This is a genomic window from Paenibacillus cucumis (ex Kampfer et al. 2016), assembly GCF_019748695.1.
In the GTDB taxonomy this organism is placed as follows: Bacteria; Bacillota; Bacilli; order Paenibacillales; family Paenibacillaceae; genus Paenibacillus; species Paenibacillus polysaccharolyticus.
The window spans coordinates 1-17919 of sequence record NZ_JACLIC010000033.1 but is presented as its reverse complement, the minus strand read 5'-3'; the positions used below and the strand labels follow the sequence as shown (position 1 = coordinate 17919).

Here is a 17919-nt window from a genome sequence, read left to right as displayed (position 1 = left end):
ATTAGATAAAACAAGAAAAGAAAAGATCCTCACGCGTATTCTTGCTGCGTGGGGATCTTTGTGTTTCGCCATCTTTTATAGAGGAACAACTTGCATTTGCTTTTGTTTGAAATACACCCAATCGGTGAAACCGATCTCCCGCAGACGTGTGCGCACAAGGTCAAGCTCGTCTGCTACCCGGCCCGGGATATGAGCGTCTGAACCAAATGTCACTTTTACACCGTAATGATTGGCACGTTCCAGAATAGCATCGGAAGGGTACCAACCGCCACTAAGCTTGGTTTTGCCCGAGGTGTTGATCTCAATCGCAACGTTGGCACCGGCTATCACCTGGAGAGCTTCGTCAATCGCATGGTCTGCAATAATTTCGGAGAACGGTGGATAATTGCCTTTCATCGCATCGATATGCCCAAGAATCTGGAACATGCCGCTACGGGCCGATTCTGCGATTAAAGCATAGTAGCCTTCTTTCACTTCAATTTTGCGAGCATTGCTTAGTCCGTTCCAGCGAGTTTTGTTGAAAATACTGATATCCTCCGTGTGATGCACGGAACCGATAATATAGTCGAACGGGTACTGTCCCAGCGTTGTCCGGTACAATTCAGCATGTGTTGGAAAGTAGTCGGATTCGATTCCAAGCAAAACGTCAATTTTTCCGGCATATTCTTCTTTTAACGCGAGCACTTCAGCTACATAATGTTGTAATTCGGATTTACCCATCGCAATTCGTGGATGCGCCTGCTCCAGTTCACTGCCAAAGTAAGGGGTGTGATCCGAGATTCCAATAGCCTGAAGTCCTGCCTCAATGCCTGCTTCAATGTAATCTCTGATGTTGCCGTCCGCATGACCGCAGCGGAAATGGTGTGTATGAAGATCAAATTTCATATGGAATCCCTACCCTTTCTTTGCCTATGTTTTTATTCCGAGCTAATAAATTGAGTCTCCGGCATGCCTTTGAGATCACTCAGAAACTGATGCATCGCCGAATTCAGATAACGACTGGATTTATAGATGACACCTACAGGATGGCTGACCTCAAGCTCACTTAAAGGAATCATTCGGAGCGTACCTTGCCGCAGCTCCTGTGCAACGGATTGTTTGGAGATAATGGCTGCACCGAGATCAATCTCCACCATTCGTTTCACTTCTTCACTACTCGACAACTCCATGACAACATTGGGTTCGATGTTATATTTTTTGAAAACGGCTTCCGTAAACCGACGCCCAACCGTATCCGGGGACAGGAGAATCAGAGGTGTGCTCCGCAGTACATCAACCGCGGCATGTTTTTTCTTCGCCAGCGGGTGGGAAGGGGATACAACAAGTTCAAATGTATCGTAGTATAGCACGGATGTACTAAGGTTAGGGTTCCGTTCTGTCAGATATCCAATTCCGATGTCCACCAGACCATTCTCGACCTGTGTATAAATCTGCGCGGAAGGCAGAGATTGTATGCTTGTTTTAATGAGTGGAAATTGATCCTGAAAGTAAGAGAGCACCCTGGGCAATATTTGAATCGCAATGGACGTTGTTGTTCCGAGTACAATACGTCCTTGTGGTGTTTCATCAAGATCGGACAGCTTTTGTTTCAACTCGTCTACAATATCGAGCATCCGTTCAGCATGTTCCAGAAAAACCTGTCCGCGATCTGTGAGGGTTACTGGCTGGTTCCGATCGACAAGCACGGTGTTGAATTCATCTTCCAGACTTTTGATCTGAGCGGAGACAGCCGGCTGTGTCAAGTTAAGAAGTTCTCCCGCTTTACGGAAACTCATCGTTTTGGAAATAGTAATCAGCGTTTCGAGTTGGCTGATGTTCATATACGGCCTCCTTGCAACAAAATATCCTCTGTATGTCATGTGTCATGCAGTGAATTCCGTGACGGGTTATGTTTCTTTTATCTTAAATTATAGGGGATTACGGAGATCAGAGCAATGAAGGGCAGATGCCTATTTGAAAGTAGACTAATGGACTAAATATATGGAATAAATGTGAAGCAAGCCAAAATTTAAAATTTTAACTATATACATAACCGGTATAAAAGTCCTAGTGTCTTTTTACAGAGTCAATGAGGGAATAATATTTCCTTCCAAAAGTGTAAAGCGACAAAAACAGCTATAAACATTTGCTATTCTAATGACGATAAATTATAGTACACAAGGTTTCCTGAATTCTTAATGAATTCTCGTACGTGATAAAGTATAATAAATTTAATGAATATGGGACTTTTGGTGTGTGACCAATAACCCAGTGTGAGGAGGACATATACAGTGAAAGCGGAAGTAATTAACCCATTCCTGGAATCTGCACGCAACGTTTTTGAACAGCTCATCCAGGTTTCGCCTTCCACCGGGAATCTTGGCGTCAAGAATGTAGAGTACATTGCTGACCATGTCTGGATCGTGATTGGAATGACGGGGCAGTTGAGCGGAAATATTGTTTTTGGTATACAAGAAACGGTGGCTTTGAAAATTGTTTCAGCTATGATGGGTGGTTTTGTCATCACCGAGATGGACGATATGAGTAAAAGTGCGATCTCGGAGCTCGGTAACATGATCAGTGGTAATGCAAGTACAATCCTGTCCAACCAAGGCGTTGTCGTGGATATTACGCCTCCTCAGGTTATGCAATCTGAAATTTTAGCCACATTTACTGCAACGAAGGCGCTTAGTATTCCTTTGTTGATGGATGGGATTGGACAGATGGATATTCAGGTGATGATCTCGTAAAATAGAAGCATAGGCCTTCATGAGGCCCAATGTGTTTTATTACGGGAGGACATCAACCATGCTGAAAGATCAGGTTGTTTTTATAACAGGAGCATCGAGTGGAATCGGTGCGCTCTGCGCGCAAATGCTGATCGAGGAAGGAGCCATCCCGATTTTGGCTGCCCGTTCGCGGGACAAGCTGGATCAGATTGGTGCTTCACTACAGGGGCGGCATGAACTGCTTACGCTGGATGTTACAGACAGTGAGCAGGTTCAGACGGCTGTAGATGCGATGTTACATAAATACGGACGAATCGATATTTTGCTGAATAACGCCGGATACGGAAAATTTGCTGCCATGACAGACATGTCTGTACAAGAATTCGATGAGATGATGGACGTGAATTATATGGGCATTGTCCGCTGTACCAAAGCAGTGCTTCCACATATGTTGGAACGGGGCAAAGGTCAGATTGTAAACGTTGCTTCGATGGCTGGCAAAATTGGTACTGCCAAATCAGCCTCTTATACAGCTACAAAGCATGCTGTACTTGGATTCAGTAATGCCTTACGTCAGGAACTGCGCAAGACGGGCATCACTGTGACGACGATTAATCCAGGTCCCATTGATACACCGTTTTTTGATCGTGCCGATCCTTCAGGGAATTACGTAAACAATGTGCGCTGGCTGATGCTGACACCACAGAATGTAGCAGGTCACATGATTCGCGCCATGAAGAAACGTAAGGAAGAAGTGAATCTGCCACGGCTGGCATCAGCTGGCATTTGGTTGTATCAGTTGTTTCCTAGACTGGCCGACCGCTTGTCACACGGTGTAATGAATCAGAAGTAGAATGTAACGAGTGCACTATATATCGGATGAAGAAGGGCTCCGCCGAGGGGCTTTTCTTTTTTTTGCGCAGACTTGAACATTTCGGCAATAAGATTTGGTAAGCGGGCTTTTTTCGCATATAATGAAAGGTAATGTGATGACAGGCTTTGTTTTTTACGAATAAATTTAAAGGATGGAATACATGACGAATCAAACTTTTGCATCAATTGGCGTAGCAGAGGATCTGGGAGCATTGCTAGCTGAGCACGGCATTAACGAACCTTCCCCGGTACAGGCACAGACCATTCCAGTTATATTGGAAGGCAAGGATGTCGTATCCAAGTCGCAGACGGGAACAGGCAAAACGCTGGCATACCTGCTACCACTACTACAATCCATTAAAAGTGATATTAAAGGAACCCAAAAACTGATTATTGCACCAACGCAGGAACTTGCAATGCAAATCGTACGTGAGGCTCAGCGTTACGGTACGGGTCGTGGCATCGGTGTGCAAGGTCTGATTGGCGGCGCTGCCGTGAAACGTCAGATTGAGAAATTGCGTGAACATCCAGAATTGGTTGTTGGTACACCTGGACGGTTGAAGGAACTGATCACACTTAAAAAGCTAAAAATGCACAATGTATCGACGATTGTTATCGATGAAGCGGATCAGGTGTTCCAGCTCGGCGGTGTAAGTGACGTGGAATTTGTGCTGAAAAGCGCGCTGCGCGACCGTCAATTAATCTTCCTGTCAGCTACAATTGACGAACATACGGCTACACTTGCTAAGCGCGAGATGAAAGAGCCTGTTCATATCGGTATTGAACCGGATCGTGCGACGGCTGCCGGACTTGAACATTATTATTTTGTGGAAGAGAGCCGCAACAAGATCGATATGTTGCGTCGTCTTGTTAGACAGTATAACCCGGATCGCGCTATCGTCTTTGTGAATGCAACGGAGGACATCGGTGAGGTTGAGGCAAAAATGAATCACCTCGGGTTGTCCGCAGCTGCGCTGTACGGAGATGCCGACAAAGTGACTCGCAGCAACGTACTCGCCGCCTTCCGTAACGGCAAAATTCAATTGCTGATCGCCTCCGAGGTGGCGGCAAGAGGACTGGACATTGAAGGTTTGCCAATGGTCATCAACTATGACCCTGCTTTTGACTCAGAGCACTATGTTCATCGTGCAGGCCGGACAGGCCGAATGGGACGTTCAGGAATTGTATTGTCCATCGTCGATGAAACGCAAATTTTCATCATGCGTAAATTCGCTCGTGAACTCGGCATTGAATTGCAGGAGCGTACGTTGTTCGGCGGTAAAGTGTTGGTGGCTGATCCGCGGCCAGATACGCGTCCTGAAGGACATTCGTTCTCGCGGAAACCAGGACAGTCCCGTGATCGTAAGCCAGCTCAGGGGAACCGGAAGCCAGGGACGAGAGCAACCATTTCGAATTCGGGTCAGCGTCCCGCAAGCGGCAAGCCTAGTGCTAATGGAGGCCGCACAGATAGCGACCAGAACCGCAAAAACAAGGGAGCACCCAAGTGGAGCAAAGACAGAGCGCCGCGCTCTGAGGAATAATCGGATGAAAGGGGTGCAGGGATAGATGGAAAATGTTCAATCGCCTGTGCTGCAAATCAGCGGGCTTAGTGGTGGTTACAGTGCCAAACGGCCAGTGCTTCATGACGTGAATCTGGAAGTAGGCCGCGGAGAAATGGTCGGATTGATTGGATTAAACGGTGCTGGCAAGAGTACAACGATGAAACATATTCTCGGTCTGATGACTCCGCAACAGGGAGAAGTTCGGGTAATGGGCAAAAAACGGGATGAGGATGCACAGATCTACCAATCTGCGATGGCCTTTGTACCGGAATCTCCCGAATTGTATGATGAAATGACCGTCATGGAGCATCTGGAATTTACGGCGAGGGCGTACAATGTGTCCGAGGCGGATTTCAAACAACGGACAGAGAAACTGCTGAACTTGTTCCGCATGAATGAGAAAAGCACAAGTCTATCCACACATCTGTCCAAAGGGATGCGCCAAAAGGTCATGATTATGTGTGCTTTTGTGGCAGGACCGCCACTCTACATTATTGATGAACCGTTTCTGGGGCTCGACCCGCTGGGGATTCGTTCACTGCTTGATTTTATGCTGGAGATGAAAGCAGCCGGGTCTTCTATTCTGCTGAGTTCACACATTTTGTCCACGATTGAAAATTATTGTGATCGCTTCATTGTATTGCATCGTGGACATGTCATTGCTCAAGGAACACTGAACGAATTGCGTACGGAGTTCGGAGAGCCTGACACACCGCTGGAGCACATGTTCTATTCCCTCGTGCAAGGCAGGGATTAGTATGGATCTCAAGCTGTTATGGAAGCAACGTCGGACAGGTTTTTGGAATGGAATTTTACCTTATGTGGGCTATGTCATCCAGAGCGGTGTAGCGATGGTATTTCTGTTTCTCGTCATCGCTTTCTCCGCTTGGTATACATCCTTTGTACAGAATATTCCTGCGGGATTTCCGATTCGCTGGATTGCTTTATTGTTGCTGGCTCCGCTTGCACTGTTTAGCAGTTATCGTACATATCTGCTTCCGGCAGATATTGTCTTCTTGCGGCCGCAGGAGTACCGGATGCAGGATTATTTGAAAAACAGCTTTGTGCGTGGCGTAATTTATAAAATGCTGTTGTTACTTTTTGTATTTCTTACCTTGTGGCCACTCTATGTAAGGTCAGATGTAGATGCCAAACCACTGGGCTGGTCCATGTTGTTTCTCGTGTTATGGAAAGTGTTGTCCAGTTACGGTGCATGGCAAGAACTGAGGATGGTTCAAGCTGGGGCGTCCAAAGGATATCGGATACTCCGCTGGGCCATAGCTATCCTTGCCGTTGCAGCCTGGTTATGGCAACCGCCGCTACGCAGCCTTTGGTTTCTGTTACTACTGGCCGCTGTTTATATCGTTGCACTGCGTGTACCTGTCAAACACCGAGTCGCTTGGGAACGTCTGATTCAGGTGGAGCAGACACAAGCAGGCAGAGTGATGCGTACATTAGGCTGGTTTGTCGATGTGCCATCGTCCGGGCAAAAGGTGAACTCTCGCCGATGGCTCAGTAAATGGGGCAATGGTCTTCCATGGAATGCGGGACAGGCTTATCGATATCTCATGACCAAAACATTTATTCGAACGGAAGTATTCACCATTGTTCTGCGTCTGATCATCCTGGGTATGTTGCTTTCCTGGTGGACGGCAGGCAGTTACTTCGGAATCGGGGTATATCTGTTCTTCCTGCTACTTACAGGCATTCAACTGGGGGTACTGCGCCGCAGTCACGGTGAATCCTTCTGGATCATGATTTATCCGATCTCAGGAGAGAGCCGCCGTTCACAGGTGCTCGGTTTCATCTTCCAACTGCATGCCATAGCCGCATTGCTCATGTGGTTGCCGATGCTGGCAGCAGGAATGGAAGGACTGAGTATCACAGGCATTGCACTCATACTTGGTGTACTTGTCATCGTGCTGATGCGTCGTTCGCAGGGTAGCAAATGGCTCAAAGAGGAAGAGGACGAGTAGAAGAACCAAGTTAGCTTAAACCTTCGTTGAGCTATTTGATTTATCCAACACAAGTGAATTATGCGAAGGAGTAAGAAAAGAAGGGTATTTCGGGCTGTATCCCGAAATACCCTTCTTTTTGATGTGTGATGTAAACTCATGATGTCTTGCGCGTATACATAGCGAAGGCGTATTAGTACAGGAAGGATTTTGTGATGATGACGAGCAGGATGAACAGTACGAGAATGGCACCAATGTTTGTGAATCCTCCAACGCCACAGTATCCGTATCCGCCTCTTGTATCTTCAACTTGGGACATGGGTCATACCCCTTTCGAGTGATGGTTTGGCACGCCCTTGCGTACATCGTATATTATGTGCCATAGCGTTAGGCTGATTGGGCCTCTGCCCGTGTATATGTGTTTTGGGCTTCTGTCCAGAAAACAAAAGAACCCTTCGCGATGACATTAGCTTTCGCAATGTGCCGCAAAGGATTCTATTTTTGAAACCGTCTAAAGTTAGAAGGTTATATTTACTTATATGCTAAGTCGTCTGTAGATCCTGCACGCCGCGGTAGATCGTATCGAACAGTTCTTGCAGACCTGCTTCCTCGATACAAGAGAAGGCAATCCGCAGATCGGATTCACCGAGTGCAATCGTGCCTACACCATATTGGTGCAACAGATGGCTACGGAGTGCTTCAGCACCGACTTGTTTCAGCTTCAGACACATGAAGTAACCGGAGTTGAATGGATAATAATCCCATACGTCTCCATACTTACCGCTGTCCAGGATTGCTTTAACTTTGTTGGCGCGGCCTTTCATAATCTCGAACTTTTCTTGTTTCTGTGCTTCAAACTCCGGTGCTTTCAGCGCATCCAGAACAAAAGTCTGTGAGGGATGTGGCCCGCTGGAAATCGTTGCACGGATGATGCCAAGTGTTTTTTGCTCCAATGCATGCAAAACAGCAGCATCTTCATGAGCAAATGTAATGAATCCTACACGGAAGCCCCATACGAATTCTTCTTTCGTTGCTCCGTCGATCTTCACCGTTAATACACGTGGATGAATATTGGCCAGTTTACCAAAAAGAGACTCATGAATGGAATCTTCAAAAAACAGACCGAAGTATGCATCATCTGTAACCACAACAACATTTACACCGGCTTCTGCAGCTTGACGAATGGCATCTACGATGGCATCTGCTTCTGCGCCGCCTGGCGTGTAACCTGTCGGATTGTTCGGGAAGTTCAGTAGAACAATGGCTTTTCCTTTGTCCTTCTGTGCAAGCAACGCCTGAAGCAGTCCGTTGCTGTTAAAGTTCAATTGATCATCAAACAATGGATAATGAATCAACTGGCCGTGTCGACGAATTCCGAAAGTCAGCTCGTAATTCTCCCAGTTTTTATCCGGATATATAACAGCGTCCCCTTCTTCAGTGAACAGGTCGGCTACGATGCTGAGTCCATGAGTCAGTGCGTTCGTTACAATCGGGTTTCCGAAAGATTTGCCTTCCAGTGAAGGGGTTTCTCTCAGCATCTTTTCTCTCCAAACGGTTCTTAATTCAGGTTTGCCTGCAGGCGGTGCGTAAGGATACAGATCCTTCGGCTGGAATGCGGACAACTTTTCCTGAATCACCGGAAGATGCATAGGCACTCCACCCTCCAGAGCGATACCGATCGTTGCATTATAGGTCTTGGCCAAGCTTGCTGCTTCCGCAGATTGACTTAAGATACCTTCTTTTGGAAAATAAATTTCTTTGCCGAGTTGTGACAGCATGGAGTAGACGTGACTGCTGCCGGCCTGAATACTTTCGTTCAACTGTTCAGCCAGTGGATTCATTTTTTTCATCCTTCCAAGTCTTTGTGATTCACTGCCTAACATTATAACACCTTGACATGGCCCCGTCACGGAAATTACGCAATATGACAGTTATATCACTTCACCGCGTTGTTGCGCGGGGTCAGAATGCAATATTAGCATAAATTTAAGGCTGGATCTGGCGTGTTACTCCTGATGGTACGGACAATATTTTCGCATCATTTCAGCCGTTTCATGATCCCGGCCTTCGTTTCGTTTATGCAATTCACCGCTGATATGATCAAATCGTTCAGGCGTCAGATTCTGCCCGAATTTAAACTTGGCGCTGAGTCGATCCGGTACGATTCGAACTACAGCAACAGCTTTGAGTCGCCCGGTGTAGCGGGAGTCTTGTGCATCAATCGGTACATAACCGCCTTGCGGCTGGAGTTTCTCCATAAACCGCTGCAGTACCTTGCCTTTAATATCAAGATCTTCTACACGCTCTGCCAGACCGGAGGCCATGACACTTTTGAAAAACGAGGTTGCAGGACAAGCCAGTTCAGGATCACTGAAAAAAGAAGGAATCAGCGAGAATTCCTCCGCCACGGTAAAGCTGACGGACGAGTGCTGTTTGATCTGTTTCATTTTTTCCCCGGCTAAACTTCCATGAAAATAAAAGCAACCATCCATATATACAAAATTCAGCGGTGTAACTCTCGGTTCTCCATCCGGGCTGACGGTACCCAGAAACCCAAAAGAGCACTGGTCCAAAAATGTAATGATTTCCTGTTCCTCTTCTACCGAAAATTCTTTGCGTCTCATGTGATTTCCCCCATTATTTTAGTAAGTATTAGAACATGTCAGAAATAGGATTGCAGTATTGTTTTTCATGAAGATAACCATAAAACGAATATTGACAGTAAAATAGATCCAATTTACATTGATTTTTATAGGCCAATTGGGATGGAAGATGATCTTAAGCAGGAAGTAAGACTAGGAAAAGATAGAAGTGAACATAGAAGTAAAGATCAAGAAGACATGTTAAGGGGGAGAACCACATGGAATTATGGCTGCCACTTGATTCATACGAACTCCAATATCGATATAAATATCAAGCGTTATATCACGCACTGCGGGATGCGATCCATTCAGGTACACTGGAAGCAGGAGCACGGTTGCCTTCTACGCGTTTACTGGCGAAACAGTACGACATGTCACGCGGGTCGGTAGCCCAGGTATACGATATGTTGCTTGCGGATGGATATGTCCATGCTTATCCGGGAAAAGGAACCTATGTTACGGAATCCTTGTCCGTGCATCACAACGATCATAGCGAAGCGGTGTTGTCTTTATCTCCATGGGGAGAGCGTCTTCGCGAATTAACCGCAGAACACAAACGTTCACGTGAAGAGATTCAACTGGAACAGGAATCCGTCATCAATTTTCGGATGCAGCGATTGCTTCCAGAACATTTTCCAAAAGCCGAGTGGAAAAGTGCGCTCGCTGCGGTTCATCGCAGTGGCTGGCGAGATGTAGGTGGTGCAGCGGGTGATCCAGAGCTACGAGAAGCGATTGCCGCACATCTTCGCTGGACACGTGGTATTCAAACGGATGCCTCCCAGATCGTACTGTTCAGTGGATCGATACAAGGCATTACGCTGTTGTCCCAATTACTCATTCACGAGGGAAGCCCGGTGGTGCTGGAAAGTCCGGGTTATCAAGGCGTTCTGCATGCGGTCAGATCCTGCGGTGGTGAGGTGATACCAGCTGAGGTTGATGAAGGAGGTATTATCCCGCAAGATTGGCAGGCACAAACGTTATTTGTCACTCCGACTCGCCAGTTCCCGACCGGAGCGGTACTAGGGCTGGAACGAAGGCGAGCCTTACTGAACTGGGCATCAAAACAAAACGCCGTTATTGTTGAAGATGATTATGACAGTGAATTCCGCTGGGGCGGACGACCGATTGAACCACTTAAGGTGCTTGATCGTGAGCAACGCGTGATATACATCGGTTCCTTCTCCCAAACGATGCCTGCTTCGTTCCGGCTCGGTTATGCGGTATTGCCAAGCAGTCTGGTCGAGCCACTTCTGGCTGCCAAAGCTCTGTATGAACCGGTGTCACCCGCGCTGCTGGAACAGCGTGCACTAGCCAGATTTATGACACGAGGTGGATATATGCGGCATTTACGTCGATTAACCCGGCTATATGGAGATCGGCATGACTTTTTTGTGGAGGAAATGAATCGGTGGTTGCCACAAGCCTTCACCATGCAACCAGGTGATGCCGGTTTGACCATTTATGCGATCTGGAACGGGGACAAAGCAAGTTATGAACGGTTTACCAGAGAGGTTCATAAAGAGGGCGTTTTGTTCCGGGATGTGGAGCAGTACCGCTTAACTCCGGGGCATGCTGCAATATGTTTCGGGTTTGCTCATCTGGAAAAAGCGGAGATTCGCGAAGGGATACGGCGGATGCAAGCCGCGTGGGAGAAGTGTACATTTTCGTTTCAGTGAATTCCGCTGTATAATGGGATAAGTGTTTAAAGAGATTAACTGTCAAGGGGGAGTGGCGACATGCTGCAGGCATCGCCGTCATCATTTGTAATTTTGCCCGCTGTCGCCAAAATAGTCTGTGAACCGGGCTGGAAGTGGCAGAAGCGAGAAAAACCGATGCAAAATTATGATTTATTTTACGTGTGGAGCGGTGAAGGCACGGTTATTTTGAATGATCAGCCTTACGAGGTTGGCAAAGGAAGCTGTTTCCTGTTTCGTCCGGGAGACCATACAAGCGCAACGCATAACAGGCAGAAACCACTGGTGCTTACATATATTCATTTCGATGTGGACGAGCCTGTTGTGGATGTGCCTCAGTCTTACCGTGAAGTGCAGGAGACTGTGGAGTTTGAGCATTTACTTGCACGTTACGTAAGGCTGTTTTTGTCCGATGTGTATGGACGTGATGAAGAGAGCAGGCTGATTCTGAAGCAGTTGATGATCCATTTACTGCGTGCGGATACGGAAGAACCTGTGGAGAAAAAGGTAAGTAATCAGTTGTCCGATGTGATTCAGGAGGTAGCGAATTATGTTCGCCAGCATCCCGGAATTACACATCGTGTAGAGGATCTGGCCGCGCGAGCCGGTCTGTCGCCGCGTTATTTCTCAATCAAGTTCAAGGAACTTGTCGGATCATCGGTACAGTCCTATATTATTCGTATGCGTATTGAACGGGCAGAACATCTTCTGGTGCATACCGGTATGAACGTGACCGAAGTTGCGGATGCACTGGGTTATCGGGATATCTTTTTCTTCAGTCGTCAGTTCAAGCAATATACGGGCAAAAGCCCGTCAGAGATTCGTTAAAACCATGTCAGCGTCTCGTATGCAAACATCACAACGTTTCAATGCTGGATGGCTAGGGTAAGTAACTAGCATTCCAGATGACCTTACAAGGAGGAACACGTGATGATGAACGGAAAAAGACGGGTTCGTAGCCGTAGAAATTCCATTAAGGGATGCAGTATTTTTCGGAAACGCCTGCGCCGGCTGAAACCCGTTGAAGAACTGCAGGACGTATGGTTTTAACGTTTGGAGAGATGGCTACACCTTATAATGAACTGGCGTTCCAACCGGAGAGAGGCAGCGCCATGCATGTATACATGAAATGATATTTAGTTAGGCAATTTAGAATGGTAACATTTCATATCATGAATTATAGGCAAATGAAGGATAGAGAATAAAGAGGATGGCATAACACCTGATTGCAGGTGCTGAGCCATCCTCTTTATTTACGTATGAAATTAGGGTTGTTTGGGTTTCAGACGACCAAGTAAAGCTCCCATTTTAACGGAATCTCCAGGTTTCAAATCAGGGAGCGGTTCGAAGGTATCGGTCTGCATAAGCAGTACAACGGTAGAACCGAACTCGAAATAGGCCAGATCATCTCCCTGAGCCCAAGTCTGGGTGTCAATATCGGCATATTGAATACTGCTGACATTCATTGCACCCACTTTGACGACAGCTACTTCACCATAATCATGCTGAATATACGTAATAAGCCGTTCATTGCGGCTGAGCACGGATTTCATATGGGTGAGTCCGAAATCATTCACAGGATAAACTTTGCCTTTGATATGTTCGCTCTCCATCTTACGACCGCTGACAGGTGCATGAATGCGGTGGTAGTCGCGCGGACTGAGATAGAGCACAAATACATAACCATGCTTGTACTTCTCCAGATGTGGAGAGTGGTTTAACAATTCAGCAAGTGTATAATCTTGTCCCTTTACATTCAGAATGGTTCCTGCAGAAATCGGGCCTGCTGCCGTAATTTTAGCGTCGACAGGGCTGATCAATGCATGTTCCGAAAGGTCTAGCGGGCGCATCCCGGGTTTTAATTTGCGAGTGAAGAAATCATTCAGGGAACGATATTCTTTCCAATCCTTCTCGGCTTCCTGTACAGGGATGTTGTAGGTCCGGACAAAATAAGGGATAAATGCTTTGCTTCCCCGGCTTTTGGAGAAAGCTCCCACGGTCCGGGAGATCCATTTGCGCGAAGAAAGCTCAGTCATTAATCGCAACAGCGTTTTTGCCATGAATATCCCCCTTAGGGTTAATACAAACTTCAAGGCCGCAAAAGCGGCCATTCTGCATAATATTGACACAAATCACGAATGAAATCAATACAATCCACGATCATAGGTTTGTGGCTGTCTTGGAATGCTGGAGTTGTGATTGACGAGCAGACGTCCGTACGCCATTGGTTTGTTATATGTCATCTGCCAATGTTCCTGCATGCCAGCCTTACGAAACCCATATCGCTGATCCCTGCCATTGCATTCAATAAAGTAAATGCCTCCATTTTGGGTTACGCCGAGGTCGAGGCCCAGATCAGCCAGATGAGGCAAGTTGGAAGCCAGCGTGTGAGCAATACGAAGGGCGACTATAGTTATTCGGGCTTGCAGCTGGAATAGCTCCGTACTCGGTTCAGCCAGACCAAGTGCTCCAGCCACAGTCATGACTTTGCCGCCTTGCGCAATGTTGGTGACAAACGTATGCGCCGGAGCTGCCTTGGCAAACATGCCAGTGACACTCCATACCCCATCTCCCCCGCGTTGCACGGATACTCTCAGATCAACGGGCCTTCCCTCATACCGGATAAGCGGAATCCGTTCTTCAATCAGATAAGCATGACGGAATATCCGCCTTAGTGTAGCGGAAGGCAACTGTCCCCGGTTCAGCTTGAAGGTGGCCCAGCCTTTACGCGATGCCCTCGTTTCACAGGTTAGTCTCCAATGTCCCTCCTGCTGGAAGAGACGCATAATGCCATGACCAATGCTGCCGCTACACGGTTTAATGACGAGATCCTTATGATGTTCCATCATGTAAGTGAGCGATTCGGGCGTTGCTTTGACTGCGTGTGGCAGATGATCTTTTAAAAAAAAGTCTTGCCGCAGCATATCATGCACATGGTCCTTCCGATAACGATTACGCACGTTATACACCTGGATGCCTTGCAGGAGCAAACGTGTAATCAGTCGCTGTTCCGCACGGCGAAGCTGGAGCGCACGGTTATGGATTACGGAAGGAAACGGTATACGCTCACGGACGTAACGACCTTCTTTTTTCACATAAGCCAGACATGTTTTACGATCCAGATCGATATCCTCCAGCCTTAAAAAGCAAGGCGTTAATCCGTAACAGGCTGCAGCCTGTTCATAATTGGCGAGTGATTCCTGACCGGTCCTTCCGGCCGGTATCCCCCGGTACATGCGTGAATCGAACATAATGCCGATCGTTTCTTGGAGCATGACCGTTCCTCCTTCATTGTTATCGCGCAACCATGAATTTTTTCAGTATGCCGGCCTGTCAATGCATGGTTTTAACATCGCGATAACGCAGACCGGTGTGCAGAGGCACTTTTATACATCCGTTGATGTCCAGACATCTTATCTTATGAAACGAGCGGATGCGGGGCGTGGACAGCCGCCTTCTCTCTTCACTTCGTACAGCCTAATTACGCCAGGGTAGATGTAACGTTAACCTGAGTAGACAGGAATCTGATCACGGATGTGCAAAAGTAGGGCCAGAAAAGTGGCAGATGCCCAGCTCAAAGCATATGATGCCGGAGATGAACGTTAGGGGAAGGAGCTGGCCTCATGAGTAAAAAAGGCAAAAAAAAGGTTGTGACGCCTAAACTGCGTCATATCAGTCCCAAATTCAGGGAGCTGGATCTGATGGATCGGCGACTGGAATTCAGCAAGCCGGAAAAAACAGTGAAAAAAGAGGAGGTTTCGACTTCGGATAGAGTTGCCTCCAAGGAAGTTATTGCTGATACCGTAACGACATCTGATCAGACGACGCCAGATGCATCGGTCAATAAATCTGAAGTTGTGGTGGAAGCGCAAGACATAGTGCAGGAGCAACAGCCCCGGCAGCCGCAACAAATTGCCCCATTAAATGCAGAAAAAAATAATGTGGAAAAGGAAAGCGCAGAAAAGGAACTTCAGATCAGAAGCATTGCGCACCTTCCATTGAAAGAACAGGATAACCCAAGCCGTTCAACAGGCAAGCAGCGTCTTGAACAATTAAACCAGAACCAGATGCCAGGCTATGAAGGACAGTATATTTATACAGATGACCTCAGTGAGTTTGCCGTCACGGAAAGTAAGCTGGCTCCTTTTTCGGTGGACGCCTCCAAGCTGAAATCAGGAGCTGTAGGAAGCGAGGCGCTTCAGGATTATGCAGTAACAAGTATTCATATTGCGGATGGTGCGATTGTTTCTGCTAAGCTGGCTGAGGCTTCGATTGCGGAGGAACATCTAATTGATGGCTCTGTATCAGGTCACAAAATCAGAAATGCATCCATCGCTGGAGACAAAATCCGGGATGGGAGCATTACCTCACAGAAGCTGGGCAATCAGGTCATTGATGCAGCCAAAATAGCGGATGGCTCCATCGGCACAAGGCATCTGAGTCGCCTGCTCGTCACAGAGGAATTAATCCAGAATCAAGCTGTTACTGGTGAAAAAATCGCGATTAGCGGGATCGAGACCCGTCATTTAGCTGGTGGGGCTGTCCATACCTCGAAACTGGCGGATGATGCGGTCACCAGTGCCAAGATTCGTGATGGAGCGGTGACAGGTAGCAAAATTGAAGAGCAATCTATTGATACACGCCACATTCAGGCCGGTTCGGTGAAACAGTCTCATTTGGCTGAAGGTTCTGTTGGACGTAATCAATTGCTGGCAAGCAGCATCGGCAGCGAACAGATTGAGGATGGCTCGATTCATACACGGCATATTGCCGAACATGCCTTGAATGGACGACATCTGGTGGATGGTTCGATCGGATCAGTACAGATTCGAGCTGCTGCTGTAGGGAGCGAACAGATCGGCAATGCCGAAATCGGTAGTGAGCATCTGGTCGATGGAGCGATCATTAGCAGCAAGCTGGCAGATCAATCGGTGGGAACAGCGAAATTGCTGGAGCAGGCAGTGACGGCTTCGAAACTGGCAGATCAAAGCGTTGTCGCTTCCAAAATATCCGATGAAGCTGTGCTCGGGAAACATCTGGCTAAAGGCTCGATTCGCGGGGAACATATTGCCAATCGAGGCATTACACCGGTTCATGTTGATAATGGTGCCATTCATTCCATACATTTGGCGAGTGGAAGCATCGAGACGACACATCTATCCGAGGGAAGTGTGTCTGCGGATGCACTGGCTTCAGGTGTTGTGCTGGAAAAACATCTGGCAGAATCTTCTGTAGGATCATTCCAATTGCAGGATGAAGCAGTCACAACCGCAAAGCTGGCATCAGAGAGTGTCACGGCTGATAAACTCGCTCCAAGTGCGGTTACAAGCAAAGCTATAGCCTCAGGTACGGTCAATTCGTCCCACTTGGCCAAAGCAGCCGTATCAACGGCTCATCTGGCTCCCGGCAGTGTGGATTCCGAAGCACTGAGGCCGTATGCAGTGAGAGCCGAGCACCTGACAGAGCATGCCGTAGGTGCCCCTCACCTGCAGCCGGGCAGCGTTCAGACCGATGCCATATCACGTGCGGCAATTACGACGGACAAAATAGCTCCGGGCAGCGTGACTTCAGCACAGATGGCAGGCGGTTCCATCTTTCCACCACATCTTACAGATCATGCTGTGACATCACCTAAACTCTCACCGGAAAGTGTCTCTACAGATAAGCTGGCTGATCTATCGGTCACCTCGGCCAAACTGGCTGACGGCAGTATCACTTCCGCCAAGATTATGGCTGAAAGCATCGTTGCCAAACATATCCCTGCTGAAACGATTCGTGGATATCACCTGAAGCAGCATACGATCTCGCTGGAGCATCTGTCCGATGAGGTGCGTACGCCAGAATTATTTGCAAACGGCAGCATCCCCGGTAGCAAGCTTCGTCAAAGAACAGTGACAACAGAACATCTGGCCACCGACTCGGTATCTGGCGAGGAATTACAGTACGGGGCAGTGGGAAGCGAACATCTGCAACGAGCATCCGTTGATTCCATGCATCTCGCTGAAGGCAGTATAAAATCAGATCATTTGACTGCTCAGTCTGTCCATAGCGCTCATCTGAGAGAAGAGGTCATTCGCAGTGAGCATATTACCGAGCAGGCGATATCTTCCAATCATTTGATGGCCGGAGCGGTGCATACAGAACATTTGGCTCCGCTCTCTGTAACAGAAGCACATTTACAGCCAGGGCTGATCAGTGGTTTGCATCTGCAGTTGGAATCTCTGGGTGCTACACACCTGCAGCAAGGTGCAGTTCAATCTCGTCATATCCAGGATGGGGCTGTTTTCTCCCACCATATTCAGGAGCGGAGTATTGGAACTGAACATCTGGAAGAAGAGTCTGTCCGCTCCGTCATCTTACAAGATGGTGCAGTTACTACATCTAAATTGGCGGATGGCAGTGTAGACGGCAGTAAACTGACAGAGGGCACGGTATCCAGCATTCATTTGACCGATGAGAGTGTGCAGTCTGCACATATCGCAGAA

General features: G+C 47.7%; 15 protein-coding genes. 8 read left to right on the top strand and 7 right to left on the bottom strand.

The annotated features are described in order from the left end of the window. Nucleotides 1–75 precede the first annotated feature (75 nt). A complete protein-coding gene (locus tag H7T88_RS19445) occupies nt 76–885 on the bottom strand; it encodes a histidinol-phosphatase (RefSeq protein WP_090919423.1) in 810 nt (269 codons plus the stop codon). A 32-nt stretch (nt 886–917) separates the two neighbouring features. After that, entirely contained in the window at nt 918–1820 is a 903-nt protein-coding gene (locus H7T88_RS19440) for a LysR family transcriptional regulator (RefSeq protein ID WP_090919420.1), read from the bottom strand. A 450-nt stretch (nt 1821–2270) separates the two neighbouring features. Between H7T88_RS19440 and H7T88_RS19435 the strand changes: the two genes are divergently transcribed. The 5 genes from H7T88_RS19435 to H7T88_RS19415 all read left to right on the top strand — a co-directional run bounded on the left by H7T88_RS19435 (nt 2271) and on the right by H7T88_RS19415 (nt 7119). Next, entirely contained in the window at nt 2271–2729 is a 459-nt protein-coding gene (locus tag H7T88_RS19435) for a chemotaxis protein CheX (RefSeq protein WP_090919417.1), read from the top strand. Nucleotides 2730–2787: 58 nt separating this feature from the next. Beyond that, complete coding sequence (locus H7T88_RS19430) at nt 2788–3561, top strand: SDR family NAD(P)-dependent oxidoreductase (RefSeq protein ID WP_090919414.1); 774 nt, start codon at nt 2788–2790, stop codon at nt 3559–3561. 181 nt (nt 3562–3742) lie between these two features. Further along, nucleotides 3743–5122 (top strand): DEAD/DEAH box helicase, encoded by a 1380-nt coding sequence (locus H7T88_RS19425; RefSeq protein ID WP_221789941.1) that lies wholly within the window; start codon nt 3743–3745, stop codon nt 5120–5122. A gap of 25 nt (nt 5123–5147) precedes the next feature. Next, nucleotides 5148–5900 carry an ABC transporter ATP-binding protein gene (locus tag H7T88_RS19420; RefSeq protein ID WP_090919407.1) on the top strand — a complete coding sequence of 251 codons (753 nt, stop codon included), beginning with the start codon at nt 5148–5150 and terminating at the stop codon, nt 5898–5900. A gap of 1 nt (nt 5901) precedes the next feature. Continuing rightward, nucleotides 5902–7119, top strand: coding sequence for an ABC transporter permease (locus H7T88_RS19415; protein WP_221789940.1), 1218 nt, complete (start codon nt 5902–5904; stop codon nt 7117–7119). Between the two features lie 172 nt (nt 7120–7291). On the opposite strand, the gene H7T88_RS19410 is transcribed toward H7T88_RS19415, so the two are convergent. From H7T88_RS19410 to H7T88_RS19400, 3 genes are all read right to left on the bottom strand, one after another. Then, the gene (locus tag H7T88_RS19410) at nt 7292–7417 is read right to left on the bottom strand and encodes a YjcZ family sporulation protein (protein WP_208606778.1); all 126 of its coding nucleotides are present in this window, start codon (nt 7415–7417) and stop codon (nt 7292–7294) included. Nucleotides 7418–7640: 223 nt separating this feature from the next. Then, on the bottom strand, nt 7641–8939 hold the full coding sequence (locus tag H7T88_RS19405; protein WP_090919398.1) for an aminotransferase class I/II-fold pyridoxal phosphate-dependent enzyme: 1299 nt from the start codon (nt 8937–8939) through the stop codon (nt 7641–7643). Nucleotides 8940–9104: 165 nt separating this feature from the next. Next, a complete protein-coding gene (locus H7T88_RS19400; RefSeq protein WP_090919393.1) occupies nt 9105–9722 on the bottom strand; it encodes a pyridoxamine 5'-phosphate oxidase family protein in 618 nt (205 codons plus the stop codon). 236 nt (nt 9723–9958) lie between these two features. On the opposite strand from H7T88_RS19400, the gene pdxR reads away from it, so the two are divergent. Further along, a complete protein-coding gene (gene pdxR, locus H7T88_RS19395; RefSeq protein WP_221789939.1) occupies nt 9959–11416 on the top strand; it encodes a MocR-like pyridoxine biosynthesis transcription factor PdxR in 1458 nt (485 codons plus the stop codon). Between the two features lie 60 nt (nt 11417–11476). Then, nucleotides 11477–12262 carry an AraC family transcriptional regulator gene (locus H7T88_RS19390; protein WP_090919385.1) on the top strand — a complete coding sequence of 262 codons (786 nt, stop codon included), beginning with the start codon at nt 11477–11479 and terminating at the stop codon, nt 12260–12262. A gap of 437 nt (nt 12263–12699) precedes the next feature. Here the strand turns inward: H7T88_RS19390 and asd are convergent, their stop codons facing one another. Both asd and H7T88_RS19380 read right to left on the bottom strand, forming a co-directional pair. Then, a complete protein-coding gene (asd, locus tag H7T88_RS19385) occupies nt 12700–13494 on the bottom strand; it encodes an archaetidylserine decarboxylase (RefSeq protein WP_221789938.1) in 795 nt (264 codons plus the stop codon). Between the two features lie 84 nt (nt 13495–13578). Further along, nucleotides 13579–14709, bottom strand: a complete 1131-nt coding sequence (locus H7T88_RS19380; RefSeq protein WP_221789937.1) for a YheC/YheD family endospore coat-associated protein — start codon at nt 14707–14709, stop codon at nt 13579–13581. Between the two features lie 348 nt (nt 14710–15057). Here H7T88_RS19380 and H7T88_RS19375 point away from each other — a divergent pair. Then, nucleotides 15058–17919 (top strand): hypothetical protein (locus H7T88_RS19375; RefSeq protein ID WP_221789936.1); only part of this gene is annotated, 2862 nt, incomplete at its 3' end.

What these genes read in the sequence shown, in the direction of transcription:
- H7T88_RS19420 (WP_090919407.1), top strand. Translation starts at nt 5,148, where the DNA reads ATGGAAAATGTTCAATCGCCTGTGCTGCAAATCAGCGGGCTTAGTGGT.
- H7T88_RS19380 (WP_221789937.1), bottom strand. Translation starts at nt 14,709, where the DNA reads ATGCTCCAAGAAACGATCGGCATTATGTTCGATTCACGCATGTACCGG.
- H7T88_RS19390 (WP_090919385.1), top strand. Translation starts at nt 11,477, where the DNA reads ATGCTGCAGGCATCGCCGTCATCATTTGTAATTTTGCCCGCTGTCGCC.
- H7T88_RS19410 (WP_208606778.1), bottom strand. Translation starts at nt 7,417, where the DNA reads ATGTCCCAAGTTGAAGATACAAGAGGCGGATACGGATACTGTGGCGTT.
- H7T88_RS19430 (WP_090919414.1), top strand. Translation starts at nt 2,788, where the DNA reads ATGCTGAAAGATCAGGTTGTTTTTATAACAGGAGCATCGAGTGGAATC.
- H7T88_RS19405 (WP_090919398.1), bottom strand. Translation starts at nt 8,939, where the DNA reads ATGAATCCACTGGCTGAACAGTTGAACGAAAGTATTCAGGCCGGCAGC.
- H7T88_RS19415 (WP_221789940.1), top strand. Translation starts at nt 5,902, where the DNA reads ATGGATCTCAAGCTGTTATGGAAGCAACGTCGGACAGGTTTTTGGAAT.
- H7T88_RS19445 (WP_090919423.1), bottom strand. Translation starts at nt 885, where the DNA reads ATGAAATTTGATCTTCATACACACCATTTCCGCTGCGGTCATGCGGAC.
- pdxR (WP_221789939.1), top strand. Translation starts at nt 9,959, where the DNA reads ATGGAATTATGGCTGCCACTTGATTCATACGAACTCCAATATCGATAT.
- H7T88_RS19440 (WP_090919420.1), bottom strand. Translation starts at nt 1,820, where the DNA reads ATGAACATCAGCCAACTCGAAACGCTGATTACTATTTCCAAAACGATG.
- H7T88_RS19400 (WP_090919393.1), bottom strand. Translation starts at nt 9,722, where the DNA reads ATGAGACGCAAAGAATTTTCGGTAGAAGAGGAACAGGAAATCATTACA.
- H7T88_RS19425 (WP_221789941.1), top strand. Translation starts at nt 3,743, where the DNA reads ATGACGAATCAAACTTTTGCATCAATTGGCGTAGCAGAGGATCTGGGA.
- asd (WP_221789938.1), bottom strand. Translation starts at nt 13,494, where the DNA reads ATGGCAAAAACGCTGTTGCGATTAATGACTGAGCTTTCTTCGCGCAAA.